Genomic DNA, 26,321 nt, shown 5'->3' on the forward strand with positions numbered 1-26,321 from the left:
GTAAAGCGGGTTCGTCTGGCGCGCAAGGCGCCAGGCAGGTTCCCGTCCACTCCCCCATGCCAAAGCGCCTGCAGGCGCGGCGGCAGAGGCAAGAGAGAATCGCTGTGCTGGCCGAATATTTGCCGTCTCTGCTGTTTCTGATCGTTGCCACCGGTATCGGCGTTACGCTGATGCTGGTTGGTCGATTCCTCGGTCCCCGCCGCCCCGATCTGGAAAAGCTGTCGCCGTATGAGTGCGGCTTCGAAGCCTTCGAAGACGCGCGCATGAAGTTCGACGTGCGCTACTACCTGATCGCGATCCAGTTCATCGTCTTCGACCTGGAAATCATCTTCATCGTGCCGTGGACCCAGGTCTTCATGGAACTGGGCGCCCGTTCGCTGGTCACCATGGGCCTGTTCGTCGGCATGCTGTTCCTCGGTTTCATTTACGTCTGGAAGAAGGGAGCGCTGGAATGGGAGTGATTCAGACTCTCGATGGCCTCATGAACAACCCGTCGCCGGAAGGCCGGGTTGATGACATCCTGCGGCCGGAAGGCGACAACCCGCTGCTGGAAAAGGGCTTCGTCACCACCAGCGTCGACGCACTGCTGAACTGGGCGCGCACCGGCTCGATGTGGCCGATGACCTTCGGCCTGGCCTGCTGTGCGGTCGAGATGATGCACGCCGGCGCCGCGCGCCTGGATCTTGACCGCTACGGCGTGGTGTTCCGCCCGTCGCCGCGTCAATCCGACGTGATGATCGTGGCCGGTACCCTGGTCAACAAGATGGCCCCGGCGCTGCGCAAGGTCTACGACCAGATGCCGGACCCGAAGTGGGTCATCTCGATGGGTAGCTGCGCCAACGGCGGTGGCTATTACCACTACTCATATTCTGTCGTGCGCGGCTGTGATCGCGTGGTGCCGGTGGACGTCTATGTCCCGGGCTGCCCGCCGACCGCCGAGGCGCTGGTGTACGGGATCCTGCAGCTGCAGAAGAAGATCTGGCGTACACAGACCATCGCCCGCTGACCCCTTCACCTGACTAGAGCGCGCCAAGCCCCCATGGCAGAGCAAGCATCCTTCATCGACCGACTCTCCGCACGTTTCGCTGGTGCGAAGGTCATCGTGGTCGAACCCCGCGGCGAAGTGACGCTGGAAGTGCCTGCCGCCGAGTGGCACGCCACCGCCCTGGCGCTGCGTGACGAGTTTGGTTTCGAGCAGGCCGTGGATCTGTGCGGCGTCGACTACCTCGGTTATGGCTCCGACGAATGGGACACCGCCGACGTGTCCTCGCAGGGCTTCAGCCGAGGCGTCGAAGGCAAGGCCCAGGGCCGCTTCGCGTGGGGCGAGTTCCCCACCGAGGAAAACGGTGCCGACGGGGCCCGCCCGCAGCACATGCCGACCCAGCGCTTCGCGGTGGTCGCGCAGCTGCGTTCTTACCAGCACAACCTGATGATGCACCTGCGCTGCTTCGCCCCTGACGAAGCGCTGCCGGTGGTGTCCTCGCTGACCGGCATCTGGCCGGGCCTGAACTGGTTCGAGCGCGAAGCGTTCGACCTGTACGGCGTGATCTTTGAGGGCCACCCGGACCTGCGCCGGATCCTGACCGACTACGGTTTCGTTGGCCATCCGTTCCGCAAGGACTTCCCGCTGATCGGCAATGTCGAAGTCCGCTACGACGAAGAGAAGAAGCGCGTGATCTACGAACCGGTCACCTCGGTGGAGCCGCGTGTCGGCGTGCCGCGCGTGATCCGCGACGACGCCCGTCTGCAGACCGCAGAAGGTGAGCGCGCGCAGGAGGCAGTGAAGTGAGCCACGTACACCAGGCCGGCGAAGCATTCGCCAGCAACGCCGCCGAGAGCCGGCAGGAAATCCGCAACTACACCATGAACTTCGGCCCGCAGCATCCGGCCGCTCACGGTGTGTTGCGCCTGATCCTGGAAATGGACGGTGAAACCATCATGCGCGCCGACCCGCACGTGGGTCTGCTGCACCGTGGTACCGAAAAGCTGGCCGAGTCCAAGCCGTTCAACCAGTCGATCGGCTACATGGATCGCCTGGATTACGTGTCGATGATGTGCAACGAGCACGCCTACGTGCGCGCGATCGAGACCCTGATGGGCATCGAGGCGCCGGAGCGTGCCCAGTACATCCGCACCATGTACGATGAAATCACCCGCATCCTCAACCACCTGATGTGGCTGGGCTCCAACGCGCTCGACCTGGGTGCGATGGCGGTGATGCTGTACGCCTTCCGCGAACGCGAAGAGCTGATGGACTGCTACGAAGCGGTTTCCGGCGCGCGCATGCACGCGGCGTACTACCGTCCGGGCGGTGTCTACCGCGACCTGCCGGACCACATGCCGAAGTACAAGGAATCGCGCTGGCACAAGGGCAAGGCGCTGAAGCAGCTCAATGCTTCGCGCGAGGGCTCGCTGCTGGACTTCCTGGAGAACTTCACCGTCGAGTTCCCCAAGCGCATCGACGAATACGAAACCCTGCTGACCGACAACCGTATCTGGAAGCAGCGTACCGTCGGCATCGGCGTGGTCACTCCCGAACTGGCCCACCAGTGGGGCATGACCGGCGTGATGCTGCGCGGCTCGGGCATTGCCTGGGACCTGCGCAAGAAGCGTCCGTACGCCAAGTACGATGCCGTCGATTTCGACATCCCGCTGGGCAAGGAAGGCGACTGCTACGACCGCTATCTGGTCCGCGTTGCCGAAATGCGCGAATCCAACCGCATCATCAAGCAGTGCGTGGCGTGGCTGAAGGCCAACCCGGGCCCGGTGATGGTGAAGAACTTCAAGGTCGCTCCGCCCAGGCGCGAGGACATGAAGGACGACATGGAAGCGTTGATCCACCACTTCAAGCTGTTCAGCGAAGGCTACTGCGTGCCGGCCGGCGAGACCTACTCGGCGGTGGAAGCCCCGAAGGGCGAATTCGGCTGCTACCTGGTCTCCGATGGCGCCAACAAGCCGTTCCGCGTGCACCTGCGTGCGCCGGGCTTCGCCCACCTGTCCTCGATCGATTCGGTCGTGCGCGGCCACATGCTGGCCGACGTGGTGGCGATGATCGGCACCTACGACCTGGTGTTCGGCGAGGTTGACCGGTAATGCCGTCCGCCACGCCAACGCCCGCTGCAGGCAGCCGGCGCAAGCCGGCGCCGCAGTTTCTGGAATTTCACGTTATGCATTTCGCTGAGGTCGGCCGATGAAGGCGACAGGTAATTTCGAGGCGGCGCGCGACGTCGACCCGATGGTGGTGCTGAGCGACAAGACCCGCGCTCACATCGATCACTGGCTGTCCAAGTTCCCGCCGGACCGCAAGCGCTCTGCCGTGCTGCAGGGCCTGCATGCGGCCCAGGAGCAGAACCAGGGCTGGCTGACCGACGAACTGATCGCCGGCGTGGCCAAGTACCTGGACCTGCCGCCGGTGTGGGCCTACGAGGTCGCCAGCTTCTACTCGATGTTCGAGACCGAGAAGGTGGGCCGCAACAACGTGGCCATCTGCACCAACATCAGCTGCTGGCTCAATGGCGCCGAGGACATCGTGCGCCATTGCGAGAAGAAGCTGGGCATCAAGCACGGTGAATCGACCCCTGACGGCCGCGTCTACCTCAAGCGCGAGGAAGAGTGCCTGGCCGGCTGCGGTGGCGCGCCGATGATGGTCATCAACGGTCACTACCATGAGCGTCTGACCCTGGAAAAGGTCGACGAGCTGCTGGACGGGCTGGAGTAAGGGCATGGCACATCACCACGAATCCAAGGGTCCGGTCGGCCCCGCGCCGCTGCCGCACCAGGTGGTCTATACCACCCTGCATTACGACACGCCGTGGTCGTACGAAAGCTACCTGAAGACCGGTGGCTACGCTGCCCTGCGCAAGATCCTCGAAGAGAAGATCCCGCCGGAGCAGGTCATCGAGATGGTCAAGGCCTCGGGCCTGCGCGGCCGCGGTGGCGCCGGCTTCCCGACCGGCCTGAAGTGGTCCTTCATGCCCAAGGGCAACATGCAGAAGTACATCCTCTGCAACTCGGACGAATCCGAGCCGGGCACCTGCAAGGATCGCGACATCCTGCGCTACAACCCGCATTCGGTGGTGGAAGGCATGGCGATCGCCTGCTACGCCACCGGTTCGACCGTGGGTTACAACTACCTGCGCGGTGAGTTCCACCACGAGCCGTTCGAGCACTTCGAGCAGGCCCTGGCCGACGCCTATGCGAACGGCTGGCTGGGCAAGAACATCCTCGGCAGCGGCGTGGACATCGACATCTACGGCGCGCTGGGCGCCGGCGCGTACATCTGCGGCGAAGAAACCGCGCTGATGGAATCGCTGGAAGGCAAGAAGGGCCAGCCGCGCTACAAGCCGCCGTTCCCGGCCAACTTCGGCCTGTACGGCAAGCCGTCGACGATCAACAACACCGAAACCTACGGTTCGGTGCCGGCGATCATCCGCAACGGCCCGGAGTGGTTCAAGGGCCTGAGCCTGACCGCCAATGGCGGCCCGAAGTGCTTCTCGGTGTCCGGCTGCGTGCAGAACGGCGGCAACTTCGAAGTGCCGCTGGGCACCACCTTCGACGACCTGCTGGAAATGGCCGGTGGCCTGCGTCCGGGCCGCAAGCTCAAGGGCGCGATCCCGGGCGGTGTGTCGATGCCGGTGCTGACCGCAGCCGAGCTGAAGGGCCTGCCGATGGACTACGACACCATCCGTGCACTGGGTTCCGGCCTGGGTTCGGGCGCGATCGTCGTGCTCGACGACAGCGTCTGCTGCGTCAAGTTCGCCTGCCGCATCAGCCAGTTCTTCCACAAGGAATCCTGCGGCCAGTGCACCCCGTGCCGTGAAGGCACCGGCTGGATGCACCGCGTGCTGGAGCGCATCGTCGCCGGCAAGGCCACGATGGAAGACCTGCACCAGCTGAAGGCAGTGGCCGGCCAGATCGAAGGCCACACCATCTGTGCGTTCGGCGAAGCGGCTGCATGGCCCATCCAGGGCTTCCTGCGCCAGTTCTGGGACGAGTTCGAGTACTACATCGTCAACGGTCATTCGATGGTTGACGGCAAGAAGGTGGAGGCAGCCGCTGCATGAGCGCGCAACCCGTAAATCCGAGCGTCCCACCCGATCACGTCACCATCGAGATCGATGGCAAGTCGCTGGTCGTGCCCAAGGGCTCGATGATCATCCAGGCCGCCGACAAGGCCGGCATCTCCATTCCGCGCTTCTGCTACCACGAGAAGCTGCCGATCGCCGCCAACTGCCGCATGTGCCTGGTGGACGTGGAGAAGTCGCCGAAGCCGGCGCCGGCCTGCGCCACCCCGGTGATGGACGGCATGAAGGTCGCCACCCGCAGCGAGAAGGCGCTGAAGTTCCAGCGCTCGGTGATGGAGTTCCTGCTCATCAATCACCCGCTGGACTGCCCGATCTGCGATCAGGGCGGCGAGTGCGAGCTGCAGGACGTGTCGCTGGGCTATGGCCGTTCGGTCAGCCGCTTCAACGAGCGCAAGCGCGTGGTGCCGGACGAGGACATGGGCCCGCTGGTCGCCACCGAGATGACCCGCTGCATCCAGTGCACCCGCTGCGTCCGCTTCACCGCCGACGTCGCCGGTACCTACGAACTGGGTGGCATGTACCGCGGTGAGAACCTGCAGATCGGTACCTTCGACGGCAAGCCGCTGACCACCGAGCTGTCCGGCAACGTCGTCGATGTCTGCCCGGTCGGCGCACTGACCAACAAGGTGTTCCAGTTCCGCGCCCGCCCGTGGGAACTGACCGCGCGCGAATCGCTGGGCTACCACGACGCGATGGGTTCGAACCTGTTCCTGCACGTGCGTCGCGGCGAAGTGCTGCGCACCGTGCCGCGCGACAACGAAGCGGTGAACGAGTGCTGGCTGTCCGACCGTGACCGCTACTCGCACCAGGGCCTGTACAGCGAGGACCGTGCGGTCAAGCCGCTGCGCAAGGTCAATGGCGAGTGGAAGGAAGTGAGCTGGGCCGAAGGCCTGGCCGCGGCCGCCGAGATCCTCAAGGCCAACCAGGGCGACAACCTGGGCGTGCTGGTGCACCCGTCGACCTCGAACGAGGAAGGCGCACTGCTGGCCCGCCTGGCCAAGGGCCTGGGTTCGGGCAACATCGACCACCGCATCAACAACCGCGATTTCTCCGACGCCGCAACCGCCGAAGTGTTCGGCCTGCCGCTGGCCGAAATCGAAGGCGCCGACCGCATCGTCGTTCTGGGCAGCAACATCCGCCACGAACTGCCGCTGCTGCACGCCCGCCTGCGCAAGGCGCAGACCACCAAGGGCGCGAAGATCCACGTCATCAATCCGGTGGACTTCGACTTCGCCTTCAGCATTGCCGGCAAGCAGATCGTTGCCCCGTCAAAGTTCGTCGACGCGCTGGCCAACGCCGAGCTGCGTTCGGCCGTGCAGGGCGGCAACAACACCGTGCTGATCGTTGGTGGCATCGCCGAGAACCACCCGCAGGCTGCCGCGATTCGCGCCGCCGCGCGTGACTTCGCCGCCGCCACCGGTGCCAGGCTGTGCCGCATCCCGCAGGGTGCCAATGCCGTCGGCCTCACCCGCGCCGGCGTGCTGCCGGCCGGCAAGGACGTCGCCGCGATGCTGGCGCAGCCGCGCCAGGCCTACGTGGTGTACGGCCTCGAGCCGGGCCTGGACTTCGCCGACGCCCCGGCCGCCCGCAAGGCGCTGGCTGGCGCGCAGGTGGTGGCCTTCAGCCAGTTTGCCTGCGCCTCGACCCGTGACGTTGCCGACGTGATCCTGCCGATCGGTGCGCTGCCGGAAATCGATGCCACCCTGACCAACCTTGATGGTCGCGAGCAGTCGGCCCGTGCCGGCGGCAAGCTGCCCGGCGAGGCCCGTGAAGGCTGGCGCGTGCTGCGCGCACTGGGCGGCGACATGGCGCTGGCCGGTTTCGACTTCACCGACCTGGCCGGCCTGCGTGCCAGCCTGGCCCCGGTGTCGGTCAACGTCGCCGCTTCGGCGCAGCCGGCGGTTGCCGGCGAAGGCCTGGAAGTGGCTTCGACCGCCGCGATCTACCGCACCGATGCGGTGGTCCGTCGCGCGCCGGCGCTGCAGTCGCATCCGCTCAACAGCGCCCCGCGCATCGTGCTGAACGCTGAAGATGCCGCTCGCCTGCAACTGCAGGAAGGGCAGATGGCCAAGGTCGGCACCGATGCCGGCAAGGCCACCCTGCCGGTGGTGGTCGACGCCCGCGTCGCTGCGGGTTCGGTCTGGATTGAATCGGGCCACGGCGCGACCGCGCCGCTGGGTGCCGCTCGCGTATCGGTGGTGGCTGCATGAACGAATTGCTGTTGAACGCGGTCGATCCGCTGCACCAGTGGCTGCTTGGCCTTGGTGACATCGGCGCGCTGATCTGGATCATCCTGAAGATCCTGGTGATCACTGTTCCGGTGATCATCTCGGTGGCCTTCTACGTGGTCTGGGAACGCAAGCTGATCGGCTGGATGCACGTCCGCCACGGCCCGATGTACGTGGGCATGGGCATCTTCCAGGCCTTCGCCGACGTCTTCAAGCTGCTGTTCAAGGAAGTGGTCCAGCCGAGCAGCGCCAACAAGGCGATCTACCTGCTGGCGCCGCTGATCACCCTGGCGCCGGCCTTCGCGGCCTGGTCGGTGGTGCCCTTCGATTCGCAGATCGTGCTGTCCAACGCCAACGCCGGCCTGCTGTATCTGCTGGCGATGACCTCGCTGGGCATCTACGGCATCATCCTGGCCGGTTGGGCGTCCAACTCGAAGTACGCGTTCCTGGGCGCCATGCGCGCCTCGGCGCAGATGATCAGCTACGAAATCGCCATGGGCTTCGCCCTGGTCGGCGTGATGATCGCCTCGGGCAGCCTGAACCTGAGCAACATCGTCGCTGCGCAGGCCGGCAGCTCCGGTTTCTTCGACTGGTTCCTGCTGCCGCTGTTCCCGCTGTTCGTCATCTACTGGGTGTCGGGCGTGGCTGAAACCAACCGCGCGCCGTTCGACGTGGTGGAAGGCGAGTCGGAAATCGTTGCCGGCCACATGGTCGAGTACTCCGGCGGCGCGTTCGCCCTGTTCTTCCTGGCCGAATACGCGAACATGATCCTGATCAGCTTCCTGATCTCGATCTTCTTCCTCGGCGGCTGGCTGAGCCCGGTCCAGGGCTGGGTTGATTTCGGCAATGTCTCGCCGCTGGTCGACTGGATCTGGAAGGGCGGTGCACCGTGGTTGTTCGTCAAGGTGTTCTTCTTCGCCAGTGCCTACATCTGGTTCCGTGCCAGCTTCCCGCGCTTCCGCTATGACCAGATCATGCGCCTGGGCTGGAAGGTCTTCATCCCGCTGGCCATTCTGTGGATCGCGGTTACCGCCGTCATGGTGTTCTTCGGCGTGATTCAAAAGGGCGTCTAAGTGATGAACAGGATTACCCATTACTTCAAGAGCCTGCTGCTGCTCGAACTGCTGGCCGGCCTCTGGCTGACGCTGAAGTACAGCTTCAAGCCGAAGTACACGATGATGTACCCGATGGAGAAGTTCCCGCAGTCGCCGCGCTTCCGTGGCCTGCACGCCCTGCGCCGTTATCCCAACGGCGAAGAGCGCTGCATTGCCTGCAAGCTGTGTGAAGCGGTGTGCCCGGCGCTGGCCATCACCATCGACTCGGCCAAGCGCGAGGACGGCACCCGCCGCACCACCCGCTACGACATCGACCTGTTCAAGTGCATCTTCTGCGGCTTCTGCGAAGAAAGCTGCCCGGTGGACTCGATCGTCGAAACCCACATCCTCGAGTACCACTTCGAGAACCGTGGCGAAAACATCGTTACCAAGCCGCAGCTGCTGGCCCTGGGCGACCGTCTCGAGTCCGAGATCGCCGAGCGTCGTGCCGCCGATGCCGCTTACCGCTGAGGTCGAGAGATGGATTGGGTAAATATCGCTTTCTGGGTGTTCGCCATCGCGGCAACGGTTTCGGCCGGTGCGGTGATCAGCGTGCGCAACCCGGTTCACGCCGTGCTCTGCCTGGTGCTGACCTTCTTCTCCATTGCCTGCGTGTGGCTGCTGGTGGGTGCCGAGTTCCTCGGCGTGGCCCTGGTGCTGGTCTACGTCGGCGCGGTGATGGTGCTGTTCCTGTTCGTGGTGATGATGCTGGACATCGACCCCACCAAGCTGCGTGAGGGCTGGGTGCGCTACCTGCCGGTCGGGCTCATTGTCGCGGTGGCGATGCTGGCGCAGATGCTGATCCTGATCGGCGTCAAGGCACGCTCGGTCACGCCGTTCCCGGCCGACAACGCCGCTGCGGTCGCCGCCGACAGTTCCAACATCACCTGGCTGGCACGCACGCTGTTCACCGAGTACCTGCTGCCGTTCGAGTTCGCCGCCGTCATCCTGACCGTGGCCGTGGTTGCCGCCGTCATGCTGACCCTGCGCCGCCGTACCGGCGTCAAGAGCCAGAACCCGGGCGAGCAGACCATGGTCAAGGCCGGCCAGCGCCTGCGCATGGTCAAGATGGGTGCCGAAGCACCGGTCGTGCACAGCAACAGCAAGCCGGCCACCGGCGAGGAGACCCAGCCGTGATTACCCTTGGCCACATCCTTGCGCTTGGCGCGGTGCTGTTCGCCATCAGCTTGGCCGGCATCTTCCTCAACCGGAAGAACGTCATCGTCCTGCTGATGTCGATCGAACTGATGCTGCTGTCGGTGAACATCAACTTCGTCGGCTTCTCGCGCCAGCTGGGCGATCCGTCCGGCCAGCTGTTCGTGTTCTTCATCCTGACCGTCGCCGCCGCGGAAGCCGCCATCGGCCTGGCGATCCTGGTGACCCTGTTCCGTACCCGCCGCACGATCAATGTCGGCGAAGTCGATTCGTTGAAGGGCTGATCCACAGATGGAAATCACTCTCTCCAAGAGTCTGTTGATCGCAGTGGTGCTTGCACCGCTGTTCGGCAGCATCATCGCCGGCCTGTTCGGTCGCCAGGTCAAGCGCTTCGGCGCGCAGACCATCACCATCCTCGGCGTCGCGGTGGCCTGCGGCCTGTCGATGTACACGCTCTACCAGCTGCTGTGGGGCGGCGCGCAGCCGTTCAACCAGAACATCTATACGTTCTTCGAAGTCGGCCAGTACTCGGCCCACGTCGGCTTCATGGTCGACAAGCTGACCGCGATGATGATGGTGGTGGTGACCTTCGTGTCGCTGCTGGTCCACATCTACACGATCGGCTACATGCAGGACGATCCGGGTTACCAGCGGTTCTTCAGCTATATCTCGCTGTTCACCTTCTCGATGCTCACCCTGGTGATGAGCAACAACTTCCTGCAGCTGTTCTTCGGCTGGGAAGCGGTGGGCCTGGTGTCGTACCTGCTGATCGGCTTCTGGTTCAAGCGCCCGACCGCGATCTTCGCCAACATGAAGGCCTTCCTGGTCAACCGCGTCGGTGACTTCGGCTTCCTGCTCGGCATCGCCGGCGTGCTGTGGGTGTTCGGCACCCTGGACTACTCGCAGGTGTTCTCGCAGGCCGGCATGCTGGCCGACCCGCGCGCTCAGCTGCAGATCTGGGACGGCACCATCCTGGGCATGCAGCTGCTGAACGAGCCGGTGATCTGGTCGATCGCCACGGTCATCTGCATCTGCCTGTTCATCGGTGCCATGGGCAAGTCGGCCCAGGTCCCGCTGCACGTGTGGCTGCCCGACTCGATGGAAGGCCCGACCCCGATCTCGGCACTGATCCACGCCGCGACGATGGTGACCGCCGGTATCTTCATGGTCACCCGCATGTCGCCGCTGTTCGAGCTGTCGCAGACCGCGCTGAACTTCGTGCTGTTCATCGGTGCCACCACCGCCTTCTTCACCGGCCTGATCGGCATCGTGCAGAACGACATCAAGCGCGTCGTCGCGTACTCCACGCTGTCGCAGCTGGGCTACATGACGGTTGCACTGGGCGTGTCGGCCTACTCGGCAGCCGTGTTCCACCTGATGACCCACGCCTTCTTCAAGGCGCTGCTGTTCCTGGGTGCCGGCTCGGTCATCATTGCCATGCACCACGAGCAGGACATGCGCAAGATGGGCGGCCTGCGCAAGTACATGCCGATCACCTTCATCACCATGTGGATCGGTACGCTGGCACTGGTGGGTACGCCGTTCTTCTCCGGCTTCTACTCGAAGGACACCATCATCGAGGCCGCCGAGCTGCACGCGCACCTGTCCAACAACTGGGTAGCCACCTACGGCTACTGGGCGGTGCTGGGTGGCGTGATCGTCACCAGCTTCTACAGCTTCCGCCTGCTGTTCCTGACCTTCCACGGCAAGGAGCGTTTCCGCGACGTGCATCATGACGATCATGGTCACGGCCATGACGATCACCACGCCGCCGACGCCCACCACGGCGATGCGCATCACGATGACCACGGCCATGGCCACGGTCCGCATGAGCCGCACGAAACGCCGTGGGTGGTGACCCTGCCGCTGATCCTGCTGGCCATCCCGTCGATCGCCATCGGTTTCTTCAGCATCGGTCCGATGCTGTACGGCACCGACTGGGCCGGCCACCACGCGCACGAAGCCATCAAGGGCCAGGCGCATACGTTCTTCACCGGCGTGGTCGACTTCTACGATCCGGCCAAGAACACCATCGGCTTCCTGGGCGAGGAGTTCCACGGCCCGGTCGCCTTCGCGCTGCACGGCATGATGGCTCCGGCGTTCATGCTGACCGTTGCGGGCTTCCTGCTGGCCGCACTGTTCTACCTGTGGAAGCCGGACCTGTCGGGCAAGGCCCGCAAGACCTTCGCTCCGCTGGTGTCGGTACTGGAAAACAAGTACGGCTTCGACAAGCTGTGGATCGATGGCTTTGCCGGTGGCAGCGTCAAGCTGGGCAAGGTCTCGCGCTGGATCGACAGCAACATCGTCGACGGCGTGGTCAATCTCTCGGCACGTGTTGTGGACGTCGCAGCCGGCGTGCTGCGTCGTACCCAATCCGGTTTCCTCTATCACTACGCCTTCGCGATGATCATCGGCCTGATTGCCCTGCTGGGCGTGCTGATGCATTACCTGCGTTGATGACCTGTACGGAATAAGAAGACGTGTCGAACTGGCCTCTACTCAGTGTCCTCATCTGGCTGCCGATCATCGGTGGCGCCCTGATCCTTGCGATCCGTGATGCGCAGACCGCCCGCTGGGCGTCGCTGGGCGTAGCGGTGCTGACGTTCGTGGCGAGCCTCTCGCTGCTGAGCGGCTACAACGCGGGCATCGACGGTCTGCAGTTCGTCGAGACCCATGCCTGGATCCCGGCGTACAAGATCGGCTACAACCTGGGCGTGGACGGCATTGCCGTGGCGCTGATCCTGCTGACCACCCTGGTCAGCGTGCTCGCCCTGATCGGCGCCTGGAGCGCCATCGACAAGCGCGTGAACCAGTACGTGGCAGCCTTCCTGATCCTGGAAGGCGTCACGGTCGGTATCTTCGCGGCGACGGATGCGATGCTGTTCTACGTGTTCTTCGAGGCGATGCTGATCCCGATGTTCCTGATCATCGGTGTCTGGGGCGGCCCGCGCCGCATCTACGCTGCGCTGAAGTTCTTCCTGTACACCTTCCTCGGCTCGGTGCTGATGCTGGTGGCACTGATCTACCTGTACATGAAGGGCGGCAGCTTCCAGCTGGCCGACCTGTACGCGCTGCCGCTGTCGGCCAAGGAACAGACCTGGATCTTCTTCGCGTTCCTGATCGCCTTCGCGGTCAAGGTGCCGATGTTCCCGGTCCATACCTGGCTGCCCGACGCCCACGTGGAAGCGCCGACCGCCGGTTCGGTGATCCTGGCCGCCATCGCCCTGAAGATCGGTGGCTATGGCTTCCTGCGCTTCAACCTGCCGATCGTCCCGGACGCGTCGCAGGAATGGGCCTGGCTGGTGATCGCGCTGTCGTTGATCGCAGTGATCTACGTCGGTCTGGTCGCCCTGGTGCAGGACGACATGAAGAAGCTGATCGCCTATTCGTCGATCGCGCACATGGGCTTCGTCACCCTGGGCACCTTCATCGCCCTGTGGCTGGTGCGTGAAGCCGGCAACGCCGATGCCGCCCGCCTGGGCCTGCAGGGCGCCATGGTGCAGATGATCTCGCACGGCTTCGTGTCCGGCGCGATGTTCTCCTGCGTCGGCGTGCTGTACGACCGCATGCACAGCCGCCGCATCGCCGATTACGGCGGCGTGGTCAACGTGATGCCGTGGTTCGCCACTTTCGCCATGCTGTTCTTCATGGCCAACGCGGGCCTGCCGGGTACCAGCGGTTTCGTCGGCGAGTTCATGGTCATCCTGTCGGCCTTCCAGCGTAATCCGTGGATCGCGCTGGGCGCGGCCACCACCCTGATCATCGGCGCCGCCTACACCCTGTGGCTGTACAAGCGCATCTTCTTCGGTGAAGTGGCCAACAGCCATGTTGCCGAACTGAAGGACATCAACGGCCGCGAATGGCTGGTGCTGGGCGTGTTCGCCATCGGCGTGCTGGCCCTGGGCATCTATCCCAAGCCGCTGACCGACCTGATGGAGCCCTCGATCGCGAAGCTGGCGATGCAGATCGCATCCAGCAAGCTGCTGTAATTCCAGGATTTGATGATGACCACCTCGCCGCTGCTGCCATTGACCGCCGCTGACCTGCCACCGCTCGCTCCCGAGCTGGTGCTGATCGGCAGCGCCTTCGCCCTGATGATCCTCGACCTGTTCGTCAGCAACCGGAACAAGATCGTCACCCACCTGTTCTCGCTCGCTGCGCTGGCCGTGGTGCTGTTCATGCTGGCCACCGGCGTGGGCGGGCAGGGCGAGGTCTTCCATGGCATGTTCGTGCGCGATACCGCCGCGGACGTGATGAAGACCGGGATCGTGCTGCTCAGCGGCCTGACCCTGGTCTATGGCTGGCGTTACCTGCGTGACCGCAACCTGTTCCAGGGCGAGATCCCGGTGCTGATCCTGTTCGGCACCGCCGGCATGATGATCCTGGTGTCGGCCGGCAGCCTGCTGATGGTCTACCTGGGCCTGGAACTGCTGGCGCTGTGCTCCTACGCCCTGGTCGCCAGCAACCGCGAAAACGGCCTGGCCTCGGAAGCGGCGATGAAGTACATCGTGCTTGGCTCGCTGGCCTCTGGCCTGCTGCTGTACGGCATGTCGCTGATCTACGGCGCTACCGGCAGCCTGCACCTGGACGTCATCCGTGACGCCATCCCGCACTCGGAAGAGCGCGTGCTGCTGATCACCGGTGCGGTGTTCATGATCGCCGGCGTCGCCTTCAAGCTGGGTGCCGCACCGTTCCACATGTGGCTGCCGGACGTGTACCAGGGTGCCCCGGCACCGATCGCACTGTTCATCAGCTCGGCGCCGAAGCTGGCCGCCTTCGGCATGGCCTACCGCCTGCTGGAAATGGGCGTGGGTCCGCTGTCGACCGAACTGCAGCTGCTGATCGCCGGCCTGGCCGCAGTTTCGCTGGTCATCGGCAACCTGATGGCCATCGCGCAGAGCAATCTCAAGCGCATGCTGGCGTTCTCCACCGTCTCGCACATCGGCTTCCTGCTGATGGGCATCGCCGGTGGTGGCGCGCAGGGCTATGCCGCTGCGCTGTTCTACGCACTGGCCTACGCCATCATGTCGACCGCCGCCTTCGGCGCGATCATCGCGCTGTCGCGTACCGGCTTTGAAGCCGAGAACATCGAGGACTTCAAGGGCCTCAATGCCCGCAACCCGTGGATGGCCGGCCTGGTGCTGTGCATCATGGCGTCGCTGGCCGGCATCCCGCCGTTCCTGGGCTTCTGGACCAAGCTGGCGGTGCTGGGCGCGGCCGTCAACGGCGGCCTGCTGTGGCTGGCCATCCTGGGCGTGCTGTGCGCCGTGGTCGGCTGCTTCTACTACCTGCGCGTCATCAAGGTCATGTACTTCGATGAGCCGGTGGGCGAGGCCATGCCGCGCAACAACGACCGCGTGCTGGGTGTGGTGCTGGGCGTCAATGCCCTGGCGCTGCTGGCCCTGGGCCTGGCCTGGAACCCGATCATGGTCTGGTGCCAGCAGGCATTTGCGCATCTTGCATAAAAGTTGACACAAAGCTGCGCGATTCGTGTAATATGCGCAGCCTGAGTTGTCACTGCAGCGGTTCAGCCAGAACATCGTTGCGGTAGCCCTCCTCGAAAGAGCAGGGCAGCAGTTCAAACACTTCCGGTGCGGGGTGGAGCAGTCTGGCAGCTCGTCGGGCTCATAACCCGAAGGTCGCAGGTTCAAATCCTGCCCCCGCTACCAACGTCCGATCGGCGCCAACCGGTTTGATGAATGAGGGAAGGCTTGCAGTTTTTGGAGCCATCGCTCATAATTCCGCTTCTGATGCGGGGTGGAGCAGTCTGGCAGCTCGTCGGGCTCATAACCCGAAGGTCGCAGGTTCAAATCCTGCCCCCGCTACCAAGTAAGGAGATCGCCTTCGAAGTCCTGCTTCGAGGGCGTTTTTCTTTGGGCGGGTTCCGTTTTTGTAGGGTCGAGCCGTGCTCGACTGCCGGTATGGAAAAGGGATCTGAGCCCTGGCCCCGCACCTTGCACCAGCGCGGTGCAGCCGCTATCATCAGCGGCCTAGCAGTACCCCTGAAGGCGGCCTCCCAGCGGGAGTCCGGACCCGGAAGGAGGGCCGCAACCAGCAGGCAATGCAGGTTGCAACCGGAATCCAGTCACCGGAGTCTTTCCGGAAAAGGGGCCCAACGGGCCCTTTGTCGTTTCCGGGGCGTCATGTTTCCACGCCGGCCAAGGCCGGCACCCAACCATAGAGATCAAGGCAGGCTGTGAGCGACAAGGCAACCGACATCGCGAATCTGCTCGCCCCGACCGTTGTGTCGCTGGGCCTGGAGCTGCTGGGCGTTGAGTATCTGCCGGCCCCCGGCGGTGCGACCCTGCGCCTTTACATCGACGTGCCGCTGGCTGAACAGCCCGAGCGCATCATCAATGTCGACGACTGCGAGCGGGTCAGCCGCGAAGTCTCGGCGCAGCTGGACGTCGAAGACCCGATCACCGGCAATTACACGCTGGAAGTGTCCTCGCCGGGCGTGGACCGCCCGCTGTTCAACCTGGAGCAGTTCGGCCGCCACCAGGGTGAATCGGCCAAGGTCACGCTGAAGCTGCCGCAGGACAACCGTCGTCGCCTGCAGGGCCGCATCGAAGCGATCGACGAGGCCGCGGGCACCGTCACCTTCATCGTCGACAAGGCTGAAGTGGTCGTGTCGGCCGACAACATCGACAAGGCACGGATCATGCCCGACTGGGTGGCGCTGGGGCTGGCCCCGAGCAAGCCGACCGGTCCGGCGCCGAAGCGTCCGAAGCCGAACACGAATTCTTCTTCCAACGAGCCGGCGGCAAAGAAGCCGCGCGCGGAGTGAGCCAATGAGCAAGGAACTGTTGCTGGTAGTCGACGCAGTCGCCAACGAGAAGGGCGTGCCGCGTGAAGTGATCTTCGATGCCATCGAGGCCGCCCTGGCCTCGGCAGCGAAGAAGCGCTATCCCGAGGAGGAAGTGCTGACCCGCGTGGTCATCGACCACAAGGATGGCAGCTACGAAACCTTCCGCCGCTGGGAAGTGGTGGCCGATGACGTGGTCATGGAATCGCCGGATCGCCAGATCCGCCTGATGGACGCCGTCGACGAGGCCGAAGGCGTCGAGGTCGGCGACTACATCGAAGAGCAGATCGAGAACCCGGACTTCGGCCGCATCGCTGCCCAGGCCGCCAAGCAGGTCATCGTCCAGCGCGTGCGCGAAGCCGAGCGCCAGCAGGTCGTGGATGCATGGAAGGATCGCGTGGGTGAGCTGATCACCGGTGTGGTCAAGCGCGCCGAGCGCGGCAACATCTACGTCGACCTCGGTGGCAATGCCGAAGGCTTCATTCCGAAGGACAAGGGCATTCCGCGCGACGTGCTGCGCGCCGGCGACCGCGTGCGCGGCTACCTGGCCGAAGTGCGCTCGGAGCCGCGTGGCCCGCAGCTGTTCATCAGCCGTGCCGCCCCGGAATTCATGATCGAGCTGTTCAAGCTGGAAGTGCCGGAAGTCGGCCAGGGCCTGGTGGAAATCAAGGCCTGCGCCCGCGATCCGGGCGACCGCGCCAAGATCGCCGTGCTGGCCCACGACCAGCGCACCGATCCGATCGGTGCCTGCATCGGCATGCGCGGTTCGCGCGTGCAGGCCGTGTCCAACGAGCTCAATGGCGAGCGCGTCGACATCGTGCTGTGGAACGACAACCCGGCCAACTTCGTCATCAACGCGATGGCGCCGGCCGAAGTGCAGTCGATCATCGTCGATGAGGACAAGCACTCGATGGACCTGGCCGTTGCCGAAGACCGCCTGGCCCAGGCGATCGGCAAGGGCGGCCAGAACGTGCGCCTGGCCAGCCGCCTGACCGGCTGGCAGCTCAACGTGATGACCCAGGACCAGGTCACCGCCAAGTCGGAGGCCGAGCAGGCTGCCGCCCGCCAGCTGTTCATGGACAAGCTGGAAGTGGACGAGGAAATCGCCGGCATCCTGGTCAGCGAAGGCTTCGGCACCGTCGAGGAAATCGCATATGTCCCGGTCGGCGAACTGCTGGCCGTGGAAGGTTTCGACGAGGACATCGTCGAAGAGCTGCGCGCTCGTGCCCGCGATGCGCTGCTCAATGAGGCCCTGGCAGTCGAAGAAGGCCTTGAAGACGGCCAGCCGGCGCAGGACCTGCTGTCCCTGAAGGGCATGGACGAAGCCACCGCATACGCGCTGGCCGGCCACGGCGTGCGTACCAGCGAGGATCTGTCCGACCTGGCCGCCGACGAGGTCATGGACTTCGGCATCGAAGGACTGGATCAGGCGCGCGCCGCTGCGCTGATCCTGGCCGCCCGTGCCGAGGAGATCGCCCGACTGGAACGCGGCGAATGAGCCGGCAATGAACAGGGCCCTGAGCCGCTCAGGGCGTAGAATCCGCGCCACCTCCAGATGCGGGGGGGCGCCCACAAGATCATAGGATCCGAATGTCGCAGCAAACCACCATCCGCAAGCTTGCCGAACTGGTCAACACGCCGGTCGAAAAACTGCTGGAACAGCTGGCCGGTGCCGGCATGAAGTTCAGCGGTCCCGACCAGGTCGTGACCAGCTCCGAGAAGGTAAAGCTCCTGGGCTTCCTTCGTCGTTCGCACGGCAAGCCCGAGCAGGCCCCGGAAGAGTCCGATCAGTCTGCGAAGAAGATCACGCTCAACCGCCGGAAGCAGCAGGAAGTGACGGTCAATTCCGGTCGCAGCAAGACGACCGTGAATGTCGAGGTGCGCCAGAAGCGTACCTACGTCAAGGATGGTGCTCGCGCCATGACGCCGGACGAAGAGCGCGCCGACATCCTGCGCAAGCTGGAAGAGTCGCGTGCGCGCAACCTCGCCGAACAGCAGGCCCTGGCCGAGAAGGATCGTCTGCGCGACGAGGCCATCGTCCGTGCCCGTGAGGAAGAGGCCGCCGCCAAGGAACGCGCCGAGGCCGAGAAGAAGGCCGCCGAGGAAGCTGCGGCTGCGGCCAAGGCGGCCGAGGCACTGGCCGCCAGCAAGCCCAAGCGTGCTCCGATCGACGAAACCGCGCCGCGCCCGCCGCGCGCCCCGGCCGCCGCCCCGGCTGCGCCGCGTGGTGCTCCGCCGCCGCCGCCGCGCAACGACGACCGCAACAACCGCAGCGCGCCGCGCAACGAGCGTGGCCCGGGCGACCGCTTCGCCGGCCAGATGCACCTGTCGGCCGCCGACCGTGCGCGTCGTGGCAACAGCAACAACAGCAATTCGCGTGGACGTCCGGGTGGCCGCAACCAGTCCGGTGGCCGTCGCGACATGTCGCGTGGTGGCAACAATGCCGGTCCGCACGCGTTCGAGCGCCCGACCGCCCCGGTCGTGCGTGAAGTCGCGATCGGCGAGACCATCACCGTGGCCGACCTGGCGCAGAAGCTCGCGCTGAAGGGCGGCGAGGTGGTGAAGGCGCTGTTCAAGATGGGCGTGATGGCGACCATCACCCAGTCCATCGACCACGACACCGCTGCGCTGGTGACCGAAGAACTCGGCCACAAGGCGATCCGTGCCAACGACAATGATGCCGAAGACGCGCTGCTGGCTTCGACCGGTGAAAACCAGGGCGAAGCCGTGCAGCGCCCGCCGGTGGTCACCATCATGGGTCACGTCGACCACGGCAAGACCTCGCTGCTGGACTACATCCGCCGCACCAAGGTTGCCCACGGCGAAGCCGGCGGCATCACCCAGCATATCGGTGCCTATCACGTCGAGACGCCCAAGGGCGTCATCAGCTTCCTGGATACCCCGGGCCACGCCGCGTTCACCTCGATGCGTGCCCGCGGTGCCAAGCTGACCGACATCGTGGTGCTGGTGGTTGCTGCCGACGACGGCGTCATGCCGCAGACCAAGGAAGCGATCCAGCACGCCCGTTCGGCGGGTGTGCCGCTGATCGTGGCGATCAACAAGATCGACAAGTCCGGTGCCGACCCGATGCGGGTCAAGAACGAGCTGCTCTCCGAGCAGGTCGTGGCCGAAGAGTTCGGTGGTGACATCCAGATGGTGGAGATCTCGGCCAAGACTGGCCTGGGCATCGACGACCTGCTGGACGCGGTGTCGGTGCAGGCCGAACTGCTGGAACTGAAGGCCGTCGACGAAGGCCGCGCCTCGGGCGTGGTGATCGAATCGTCGCTGGACAAGGGCCGCGGCCCGGTCGCTACGGTGCTGGTGCAGCAGGGCCGCCTGAAGAAGGGCGACTACCTGGTGTGCGGTATCCAGTACGGCCGCGTGCGTGCGCTGTTCGACGAAACCGGCAAGCAGCCGGAGTTCGCCGGCCCGTCGATCCCGGTGCAGGTCCTGGGCCTGTCCGGTGTGCCGGAAGCCGGAGACGACTTCGTGGTGGTCGAGGACGAGCGCCTGGCCAAGGATGTTGCCCAGCAGCGTGAGACCAAGCGCCGTGAGTCGCGCCTGGTCGCCACCGCTGGCAGCCGTATGGAAGACATCATGGCGACCCTGGGCAAGGGCGAGGGCCAGCAGGTCCTCAACCTGGTCATCAAGGCCGACGTGCAGGGTTCGGTGCAGGCCCTGAGCCAGGCACTGGTCGCGCTGTCCAACGAGGACATCCGCATCAACGTGATCCACTCCGGCGTGGGCGGCATCACCGAATCGGACGCCAACTCGGCGGCTGCTTCGAAGGCCACCGTCATCGGCTTCAACGTGCGTGCGGATGCTTCGGCCCGTCGCATCATCGAATCCAACGGCGTCGACCTGCGTTACTTCTCGATCATCTATGACGTGATCGATCAGGTGAAGCAGGTGGCATCCGGTCTGCTGGGCGTGGAGATCCGCGAAGAGATCATCGGTATCGCCGAGGTCCGCGACGTCTTCCGCAGCTCCAAGCTGGGCGCCGTTGCCGGCTCGATGGTCATCGAGGGCGTGGTCAAGCGCAACAAGCCGATCCGCGTGCTGCGCGACAGCGTGGTGATCTTCGAGGGCGAGCTGGAATCGCTGCGTCGCTTCAAGGAGAACGTCGAGGAAGTCCGCAACGGTACCGAATGCGGTATCGCGGTGAAGGCCTACAACGACGTCAAGCCGGGCGACCAGATCGAGTGCTTCGAGCGTATCGAAGTGCCGCGCACCCTGTAATGCTGCAAGGTGGCCCGACCAACGGTCGGGCCCTACCATGTACCTGTAGCGCCCGGCCGTTGGTCGGGCGACAATCGAATCAAAGGTAGTGCCCGACCGTTGGTCGGGCGACAACTGAACCAAGAGCTCCTCGTGCCCAAGACTTTCCATCGAACCGACCGTGTCTCCGCCCAGCTGCGCCGTGAACTCGGCACCCTGGTGCACAACGCCGTGCGCGAGCACGGGTTGCCCTCGGTGAGCGTGTCCGACGTGGAAATCACCCGCGACATGGCCCATGCCAAGGTGTTCGTCACCGCGCTGATGCCGGAACGCTCGGCTGAAGCCGTGGCCGGCCTGAAGGAGCTGGGCTACCGCCTGCGCATGGATCTGGCCCGCGCGATGAAGCTGCGCCACGTGCCGGAGCTGCATTTCCACTACGACGACTCGGTCGACCGTGGTGAGCACATCGACAACATCCTGCGCGACCTGCCCGATACGCTGGCCGCGGAGAAGCGTCGCGGGAGCGACGAAGAATAACCGCGCGACGCCGGGCATGCCCGGCGTCGTTGCATTCCGGCTGTGCGACGTCTGACGCAGACCGCGCTGCGGCAGCCGAGCATGGCTCGGCCCTACACATTCCTGCCATGACCCGAATTCAGTTCCGCCGCCTGGATGGCATCCTGCTGCTCGACAAGTCGACCGGCATGAGCTCCAACGCCGCCCTGCAGGTGGCGCGCCGCCTGTTCCGTGCCGAGAAGGGCGGCCACACCGGCAGCCTCGACCCGTTGGCCACCGGCCTGCTGCCGCTATGCTTCGGCGAGGCAACCAAGATCGCCGGCCTGCTGCTGGGTTCGGCCAAGGCGTACGATGCCGAGATCGTCCTCGGCCAGACCACGGACACCGATGATGCCGAGGGCCAGGTACTGCTGCAGCGCCCGGTGCCGGCGATCAGCGCCGAGGCCCTGCAGGCTGCGCTGGCGCCACTGACGGGGAACATCCGCCAGCGGGCTCCGATCTATTCGGCGCTGAAGCAGGGCGGTGAACCGTTGTATGTGAAGGCCCGCCGCGGCGAGGCCATCGAGGCCCCGGAGCGCGAGGTCCAGGTGCACGCCATCGAGGTGCTCGAGCAGCAGCCGGAACGGCTGCGGCTGCGCGTGACCTGTGGCTCCGGCACCTACATCCGCAGCCTGGCACGCGACCTGGGCGAGGCGCTGGGCTGTGGTGCCCACATCAGCGCACTGCGTCGGCTCTGGGTCGAGCCGTTCCGTGAGCCGGTGATGGTCACCCTGGACCAGCTGCGGGCGATGGTCGAGGCGGGTGACGAGGCGGGCATGGACGCGCTGCTGCTGCCGCTGGCGGCCGGCCTGGCCGAGTACCCCCGGGTCGACCTGGATGCCGACCAGGCCCACCGCTTCTGCGTCGGCCAGCGCCAGCGCGATCTGTCCTGGCCGCGTGGCCTGGTGGCCGTGTTCGGTCCGGACGATGCTGTCCAGGGCCTGGGCCAGGTCGACGACAGTGGCCTGCTGGCCCCGCAGCGCCGTTTCAACCTCTGACCGGGGCAGGGTGGTTCAGCCCCGGTCCTTGTCCCGGAAGCCCCCGGCCGTTACAATTTCGCGGCCGTTTTCCGGCAACCTGCCTCGCGCAGGTTTCATCCTCGTAGTCCACGGCGAGCCTGGCGGTGCGCGAAGCGCGTTCCTGCCGGCCACGCATCACAGAGAAAAAAGAAATGTCGATCGACACCCAGAAGGTCATTGAAGACAACAAGCGCAGCGCCGCTGACACCGGCTCCCCGGAAGTCCAGGTTGCCCTGCTGACCGCCCGCATCGAACTGCTGACCGGCCACTTCAAGACCCACAAGAAGGATCACCACAGCCGCCGCGGCCTGCTGCAGATGGTCAACCGCCGTCGCAGCCTGCTCGACTACCTGAAGAAGAAGGACGTCGAGCGTTACAAGGCCCTGATCGAAAAGCTTGGCCTGCGTCGCTAAGCAACGAATCCCCCGCGGCGCAGCGATGCGCCGCGGTTTTGTTTTGTAGCACCGCAATCCCCGATTCAGGCCGGAACGATCCGGCCACCCGCTGGCGGCAAGGGTCGCCGACGGTCCAAATTCGCAGACAGCATCCCCAAGGACACCCTCCGTGGCAAAAATCACCAAAACCTTCCAGTACGGCAAGCACACCGTCACGCTTGAGACCGGCGAAGTCGCCCGCCAGGCCAGCGGTGCGGTCATCGTCAAGATGGACGACACCGTACTGCTGGTCACCGCCGTCGCCGCCAAGAGCGCGCGCGAAGGCCAGGACTTCTTCCCGCTGACCGTCGATTATCAGGAAAAGTTCTACGCCGGCGGCCGCATCCCGGGTGGTTTCTTCAAGCGTGAAGGCCGTGCGACCGAGAAGGAAACGCTGATCTCGCGTCTGATCGACCGTCCGATCCGTCCGCTGTTCCCGGAAGACTACAAGAACGAAGTGCAGATCATCGCCACGGTCATGTCGCTGAACCCGGACGTCGACGGCGACATCCCGGCCCTGATCGGCGCCTCGGCTGCCCTGGCCCTGGCCGGCACCCCGTTCATGGGCCCGATCGGCGCTGCCAAGGTCGGCTACAAGAACGGCGAGTACATCCTGAACCCGACCGTCAGTGAACTGGCTGACTCGCAGCTGGAACTGGTCGTTGCTGGTACCTCCAACGCCGTGCTGATGGTCGAATCCGAAGCCGCGCTGCTGTCCGAGGAAGTGATGCTGGGCGCCGTGACCTTCGGTCACCGCGAAATGCAGAAGGTCATCAACGCGATCAACGAGCTGACCGTCGAAGCCGGCACCAAGCCGTCGACCTGGGAAGCCCCGGCCAAGAACGACGCGCTGATCTCCGCGCTGAAGGAAGCCATCGGCCCGCGCCTGGGCGAAGCCTTCCAGGTGCGCGACAAGCTGCAGCGCCGTGACGCCATCTCGGCGATCAAGAAGGACGTGTTCGAAGCCCTGGCGGGCCGCGTGGCCGCCGAAGGCTGGAACCCGGCCGAGCTGTCGAAGGAATTCGGCGAGCTGGAATACCGCACCATGCGTGACTCGGTGCTGGACACCAAGGTCCGCATCGACGGCCGTGCGCTGGACACCGTCCGCCCGATCGCCGTGAAGACCGGCGTGCTGCCGCGTACCCATGGTTCCTCGCTGTTCACCCGCGGCGAAACCCAGGCCATCGTGACCATCACCCTGGGCACCGCCCGTGATGGCCAGGTCATCGATGCCGTTGCCGGTGAGTACAAGGAAAACTTCCTGTTCCACTACAACTTCCCTCCGTTCTCGGTGGGCGAGTGCGGCCGCATGATGGGCCCGAAGCGCCGCGAAATCGGCCACGGTCGTCTGGCCAAGCGCGGCGTGCTGGCTGTCATGCCGTCGCTGGAAGCCTTCCCGTACACCATCCGCGTCGTTTCGGAAATCACCGAGTCGAACGGTTCCTCGTCGATGGCCTCGGTCTGCGGCTCGTCGCTGGCGTTGATGGACGCCGGCGTGCCGGTGAAGGCCCCGGTGGCCGGTATCGCCATGGGCCTGGTCAAGGAAGGCGACCGTTTCGTGGTCCTGTCCGACATCCTGGGTGACGAAGATCACCTGGGCGACATGGACTTCAAGGTGGCCGGTACCGCTGAGGGCATTTCCGCCCTGCAGATGGACATCAAGATCGAAGGCATCACCGAAGAGATCATGAAGCAGGCCCTGCAGCAGGCCAAGGCTGGCCGTCTGCACATCCTGGGTGAAATGGCCCACGGCCTGACCGCTCCGCGTGAGGAGCTGTCGGACTACGCGCCGCGCCTGCTGACCATCAAGATCCACCCGGACAAGATCCGCGAAGTGATCGGCAAGGGTGGCTCGACCATCCAGGCCATCACCAAGGAAACCGGCACCCAGATCGACATCCAGGACGACGGCACCATCGTCATCGCGTCGGTCAACGCCATTGCTGCCCAGGCTGCCAAGGCCCGCATCGAGCAGATCACCTCGGACGTCGAGCCGGGCCGCATCTACGAAGGCAAGGTCGCCAAGATCATGGACTTCGGTGCGTTCGTCACCATCCTGCCGGGCAAGGACGGCCTGGTCCACGTGTCGCAGATCTCCAGCGAGCGCGTCGAGAAGGTCGGCGACAAGCTGAAGGAAGGCGATGTGGTCAAGGTCAAGGTGCTGGAAGTCGACAAGCAGGGCCGTATCCGCCTGTCGATGAAGGCCGTCGAAGAAGGCGAAGGCGCCAGCGCCGAATAGTCGGTACTGCTGATCGTGCGGTGGGTGAGGATCGTTGGTCCTCACGCTTTCGCAAATGAAAAAGCGGGCTTCGGCCCGCTTTTTCTTTGCCTCGATGTTGTGGAGAGACGCTCATCCAGGTCGCTGCATGTCCTGCCGCAGTGCATGAGACCCGCCACGCGGCCATCGTTCTGTCACGATTGCACGGATCGCGCCTGTCCATGGGACGACATGCCGCGACATCCGTACCGCAGCCCCATCGGTTTGCTAACGTGGCGGCGCCTTCGAACCGGGAGATCCCATGTTCCGCCAGACCGTGGCCGTCCTTGCCGTGCTGATTGCCGGTGCCTTGCCCGATGCCGCGCACGCAGCGCCCGCGCAGCCGCCGATCTTCGGCGCCTATTACCCGGGTGGATCGGCCGAGCGCTATCCGGTGTCGAGCATTCCGGCCGAGCGCCTGACCCACCTGTTCTACGCGTTCTCCACCATCGAGGACGGGCGCTGCACGATCGGTGCGGAAGCGCCGAAGAATTTCGCCGCACTGGCCGAACTCAAGAAGGCGCACCCGCACCTGCGCACGCTGATCTCGATCGGTGGCTGGGGCGCAGGCGGCTTCTCCGATGCAGCGCTGACCGAGGCCAGCCGCAAGCGCCTGGTCGACTCTTGCATGGCGCTGTTCTTCGAACGCCACGCCGGCAGCTTCGATGGCGTGGACATCGACTGGGAGTTCCCGGTCAGTGGCGGACCGAAGGAGCTGGCGCATCGCCCGCAGGATCGCGCCAACCTGACCCGGCTTGCCCAGGCCTTCCGCGCAGCACTGGATGCGCGGGGGCGCAAGGCGGGGCAGCCGATGCTGCTGACCGCCGCGCTGGCCGCCGGTCGCCTGCAGACCAATGGCCCCTATGATCCGGTGGCGAGCTACGACCTGCCGGCGCTGGCGAAGGTGTTCGATTTCATCAACCTGATGAGCTACGACATGGGCACCGGCTTCTCGTCGGTGTCGACCTTCAATGCGCCGTTGCATGAAGTGCCGGCCGATCCGCTGGCGCCGGAGCTGCGCCGCTGGAACAACGTGGCCGGGGCGGTGCAGTACTACCGTGAACATGGCGTGCCGGCCGACAAACTGGTGCTGGGCGTGCCGTTCTACGGGCGCGGCTTCAAGGTCACTGGCGATGCGCCGGATGGCCTGTATCAGCCTTACAGCGCACCGGCCGACGCCGGCGATTGGCGGGTGATCAAGGCGCGCTATCTCGACCAGCCGGGTTGGACCAGGCACTGGCAGCCGCAGGCGCAGAGCCCGTGGCTGTACAACGCCGGGCAGAAGATCTTCATCAGCTATGAAGACCCGCGCTCGATCGGCCTGCGTGCCCGGTTCGCCCGCGAGCAGGGCCTGGCCGGGGTGTTCATGTGGGAGCTGACCGGTGACGACGAGCAGGCCAGCCTGCTCAACGCCATGCTCGCCCCGTGGCAGAAGGCGCGCATCGGTGATTGAGTCGCCTGCTGGCGCCGGG

22 protein-coding genes and 2 tRNA genes are annotated in these 26,321 nt (G+C 65.0%); all 24 read left to right on the plus strand.

The annotated features are described in order from the left end of the window. Nucleotides 1–104 precede the first annotated feature (104 nt). The 24 genes from AC5P66_RS07160 (at nucleotide 105) to AC5P66_RS07275 (ending at nucleotide 26,302) form a co-directional block, all read left to right on the plus strand. Nucleotides 105–461, plus strand: coding sequence for an NADH-quinone oxidoreductase subunit A (locus AC5P66_RS07160; protein WP_005417937.1), 357 nt, complete (start codon nucleotides 105–107; stop codon nucleotides 459–461). Then, on the plus strand, nucleotides 452–1,006 hold the full coding sequence (locus AC5P66_RS07165) for a NuoB/complex I 20 kDa subunit family protein (protein ID WP_005417936.1): 555 nt from the start codon (nucleotides 452–454) through the stop codon (nucleotides 1,004–1,006). Before AC5P66_RS07160 ends, AC5P66_RS07165 begins: the two co-directional genes overlap by 10 nt. Before the next feature lie 33 nt (nucleotides 1,007–1,039). Further along, nucleotides 1,040–1,789, plus strand: a complete 750-nt coding sequence (locus tag AC5P66_RS07170) for an NADH-quinone oxidoreductase subunit C (RefSeq protein WP_005410462.1) — start codon at nucleotides 1,040–1,042, stop codon at nucleotides 1,787–1,789. Then, nucleotides 1,786–3,093, plus strand: a complete 1,308-nt coding sequence (locus tag AC5P66_RS07175; RefSeq protein WP_005417935.1) for an NADH-quinone oxidoreductase subunit D — start codon at nucleotides 1,786–1,788, stop codon at nucleotides 3,091–3,093. Before AC5P66_RS07170 ends, AC5P66_RS07175 begins: the two co-directional genes overlap by 4 nt. A gap of 97 nt (nucleotides 3,094–3,190) precedes the next feature. Then, the gene (gene nuoE / locus AC5P66_RS07180; protein WP_005410460.1) at nucleotides 3,191–3,718 is read left to right on the plus strand and encodes an NADH-quinone oxidoreductase subunit NuoE; all 528 of its coding nucleotides are present in this window, start codon (nucleotides 3,191–3,193) and stop codon (nucleotides 3,716–3,718) included. Between the two features lie 4 nt (nucleotides 3,719–3,722). After that, a complete protein-coding gene (nuoF, locus tag AC5P66_RS07185; RefSeq protein WP_005417934.1) occupies nucleotides 3,723–5,063 on the plus strand; it encodes an NADH-quinone oxidoreductase subunit NuoF in 1,341 nt (446 codons plus the stop codon). After that, complete coding sequence (gene nuoG, locus AC5P66_RS07190; RefSeq protein ID WP_262222742.1) at nucleotides 5,060–7,294, plus strand: NADH-quinone oxidoreductase subunit NuoG; 2,235 nt, start codon at nucleotides 5,060–5,062, stop codon at nucleotides 7,292–7,294. Before nuoF ends, nuoG begins: the two co-directional genes overlap by 4 nt. Next, nucleotides 7,291–8,385 carry an NADH-quinone oxidoreductase subunit NuoH gene (gene nuoH / locus AC5P66_RS07195; protein WP_049415235.1) on the plus strand — a complete coding sequence of 365 codons (1,095 nt, stop codon included), beginning with the start codon at nucleotides 7,291–7,293 and terminating at the stop codon, nucleotides 8,383–8,385. The genes nuoG and nuoH overlap by 4 nt, the downstream gene beginning before the upstream one ends. 3 nt (nucleotides 8,386–8,388) lie before the next feature. Continuing rightward, nucleotides 8,389–8,877, plus strand: a complete 489-nt coding sequence (gene nuoI, locus AC5P66_RS07200) for an NADH-quinone oxidoreductase subunit NuoI (protein WP_005417924.1) — start codon at nucleotides 8,389–8,391, stop codon at nucleotides 8,875–8,877. A 9-nt stretch (nucleotides 8,878–8,886) separates the two neighbouring features. Beyond that, nucleotides 8,887–9,543 carry an NADH-quinone oxidoreductase subunit J gene (locus tag AC5P66_RS07205; protein WP_005417923.1) on the plus strand — a complete coding sequence of 219 codons (657 nt, stop codon included), beginning with the start codon at nucleotides 8,887–8,889 and terminating at the stop codon, nucleotides 9,541–9,543. Beyond that, nucleotides 9,540–9,845, plus strand: coding sequence for an NADH-quinone oxidoreductase subunit NuoK (gene nuoK / locus AC5P66_RS07210; protein ID WP_005417921.1), 306 nt, complete (start codon nucleotides 9,540–9,542; stop codon nucleotides 9,843–9,845). Before AC5P66_RS07205 ends, nuoK begins: the two co-directional genes overlap by 4 nt. Before the next feature lie 7 nt (nucleotides 9,846–9,852). After that, complete coding sequence (nuoL, locus tag AC5P66_RS07215) at nucleotides 9,853–12,018, plus strand: NADH-quinone oxidoreductase subunit L (protein WP_049415240.1); 2,166 nt, start codon at nucleotides 9,853–9,855, stop codon at nucleotides 12,016–12,018. 23 nt (nucleotides 12,019–12,041) lie between these two features. Beyond that, nucleotides 12,042–13,550, plus strand: coding sequence for an NADH-quinone oxidoreductase subunit M (locus tag AC5P66_RS07220; protein ID WP_005410452.1), 1,509 nt, complete (start codon nucleotides 12,042–12,044; stop codon nucleotides 13,548–13,550). A 15-nt stretch (nucleotides 13,551–13,565) separates the two neighbouring features. Continuing rightward, entirely contained in the window at nucleotides 13,566–15,026 is a 1,461-nt protein-coding gene (gene nuoN / locus AC5P66_RS07225; protein WP_099495803.1) for an NADH-quinone oxidoreductase subunit NuoN, read from the plus strand. A gap of 127 nt (nucleotides 15,027–15,153) precedes the next feature. After that, nucleotides 15,154–15,230, plus strand: a tRNA-Met gene (locus AC5P66_RS07230). A gap of 82 nt (nucleotides 15,231–15,312) precedes the next feature. Next, nucleotides 15,313–15,389, plus strand: a tRNA-Met gene (locus tag AC5P66_RS07235). A 368-nt stretch (nucleotides 15,390–15,757) separates the two neighbouring features. Further along, the gene (gene rimP, locus AC5P66_RS07240) at nucleotides 15,758–16,348 is read left to right on the plus strand and encodes a ribosome maturation factor RimP (protein ID WP_262222739.1); all 591 of its coding nucleotides are present in this window, start codon (nucleotides 15,758–15,760) and stop codon (nucleotides 16,346–16,348) included. A 4-nt stretch (nucleotides 16,349–16,352) separates the two neighbouring features. Then, the gene (gene nusA / locus AC5P66_RS07245; RefSeq protein ID WP_005417911.1) at nucleotides 16,353–17,864 is read left to right on the plus strand and encodes a transcription termination factor NusA; all 1,512 of its coding nucleotides are present in this window, start codon (nucleotides 16,353–16,355) and stop codon (nucleotides 17,862–17,864) included. Nucleotides 17,865–17,956: 92 nt separating this feature from the next. After that, nucleotides 17,957–20,605: a translation initiation factor IF-2 gene (gene infB / locus AC5P66_RS07250; protein ID WP_099596726.1), complete on the plus strand. Its 2,649-nt coding sequence runs from the start codon at nucleotides 17,957–17,959 to the stop codon at nucleotides 20,603–20,605. A gap of 132 nt (nucleotides 20,606–20,737) precedes the next feature. Beyond that, nucleotides 20,738–21,121 carry a 30S ribosome-binding factor RbfA gene (gene rbfA, locus AC5P66_RS07255; RefSeq protein ID WP_005417890.1) on the plus strand — a complete coding sequence of 128 codons (384 nt, stop codon included), beginning with the start codon at nucleotides 20,738–20,740 and terminating at the stop codon, nucleotides 21,119–21,121. Between the two features lie 107 nt (nucleotides 21,122–21,228). Further along, on the plus strand, nucleotides 21,229–22,137 hold the full coding sequence (gene truB, locus AC5P66_RS07260; RefSeq protein WP_262222736.1) for a tRNA pseudouridine(55) synthase TruB: 909 nt from the start codon (nucleotides 21,229–21,231) through the stop codon (nucleotides 22,135–22,137). A gap of 173 nt (nucleotides 22,138–22,310) precedes the next feature. Continuing rightward, complete coding sequence (gene rpsO / locus AC5P66_RS07265) at nucleotides 22,311–22,571, plus strand: 30S ribosomal protein S15 (protein ID WP_005417886.1); 261 nt, start codon at nucleotides 22,311–22,313, stop codon at nucleotides 22,569–22,571. 151 nt (nucleotides 22,572–22,722) lie between these two features. After that, the gene (pnp, locus tag AC5P66_RS07270) at nucleotides 22,723–24,831 is read left to right on the plus strand and encodes a polyribonucleotide nucleotidyltransferase (protein ID WP_049413671.1); all 2,109 of its coding nucleotides are present in this window, start codon (nucleotides 22,723–22,725) and stop codon (nucleotides 24,829–24,831) included. Nucleotides 24,832–25,111: 280 nt separating this feature from the next. After that, complete coding sequence (locus AC5P66_RS07275) at nucleotides 25,112–26,302, plus strand: glycoside hydrolase family 18 protein (RefSeq protein WP_495216149.1); 1,191 nt, start codon at nucleotides 25,112–25,114, stop codon at nucleotides 26,300–26,302. Nucleotides 26,303–26,321: the final 19 nt, after the last annotated feature.

The sequence above is a fragment of the Stenotrophomonas sp. YJH_SMC_122 genome, from assembly GCF_059369535.1.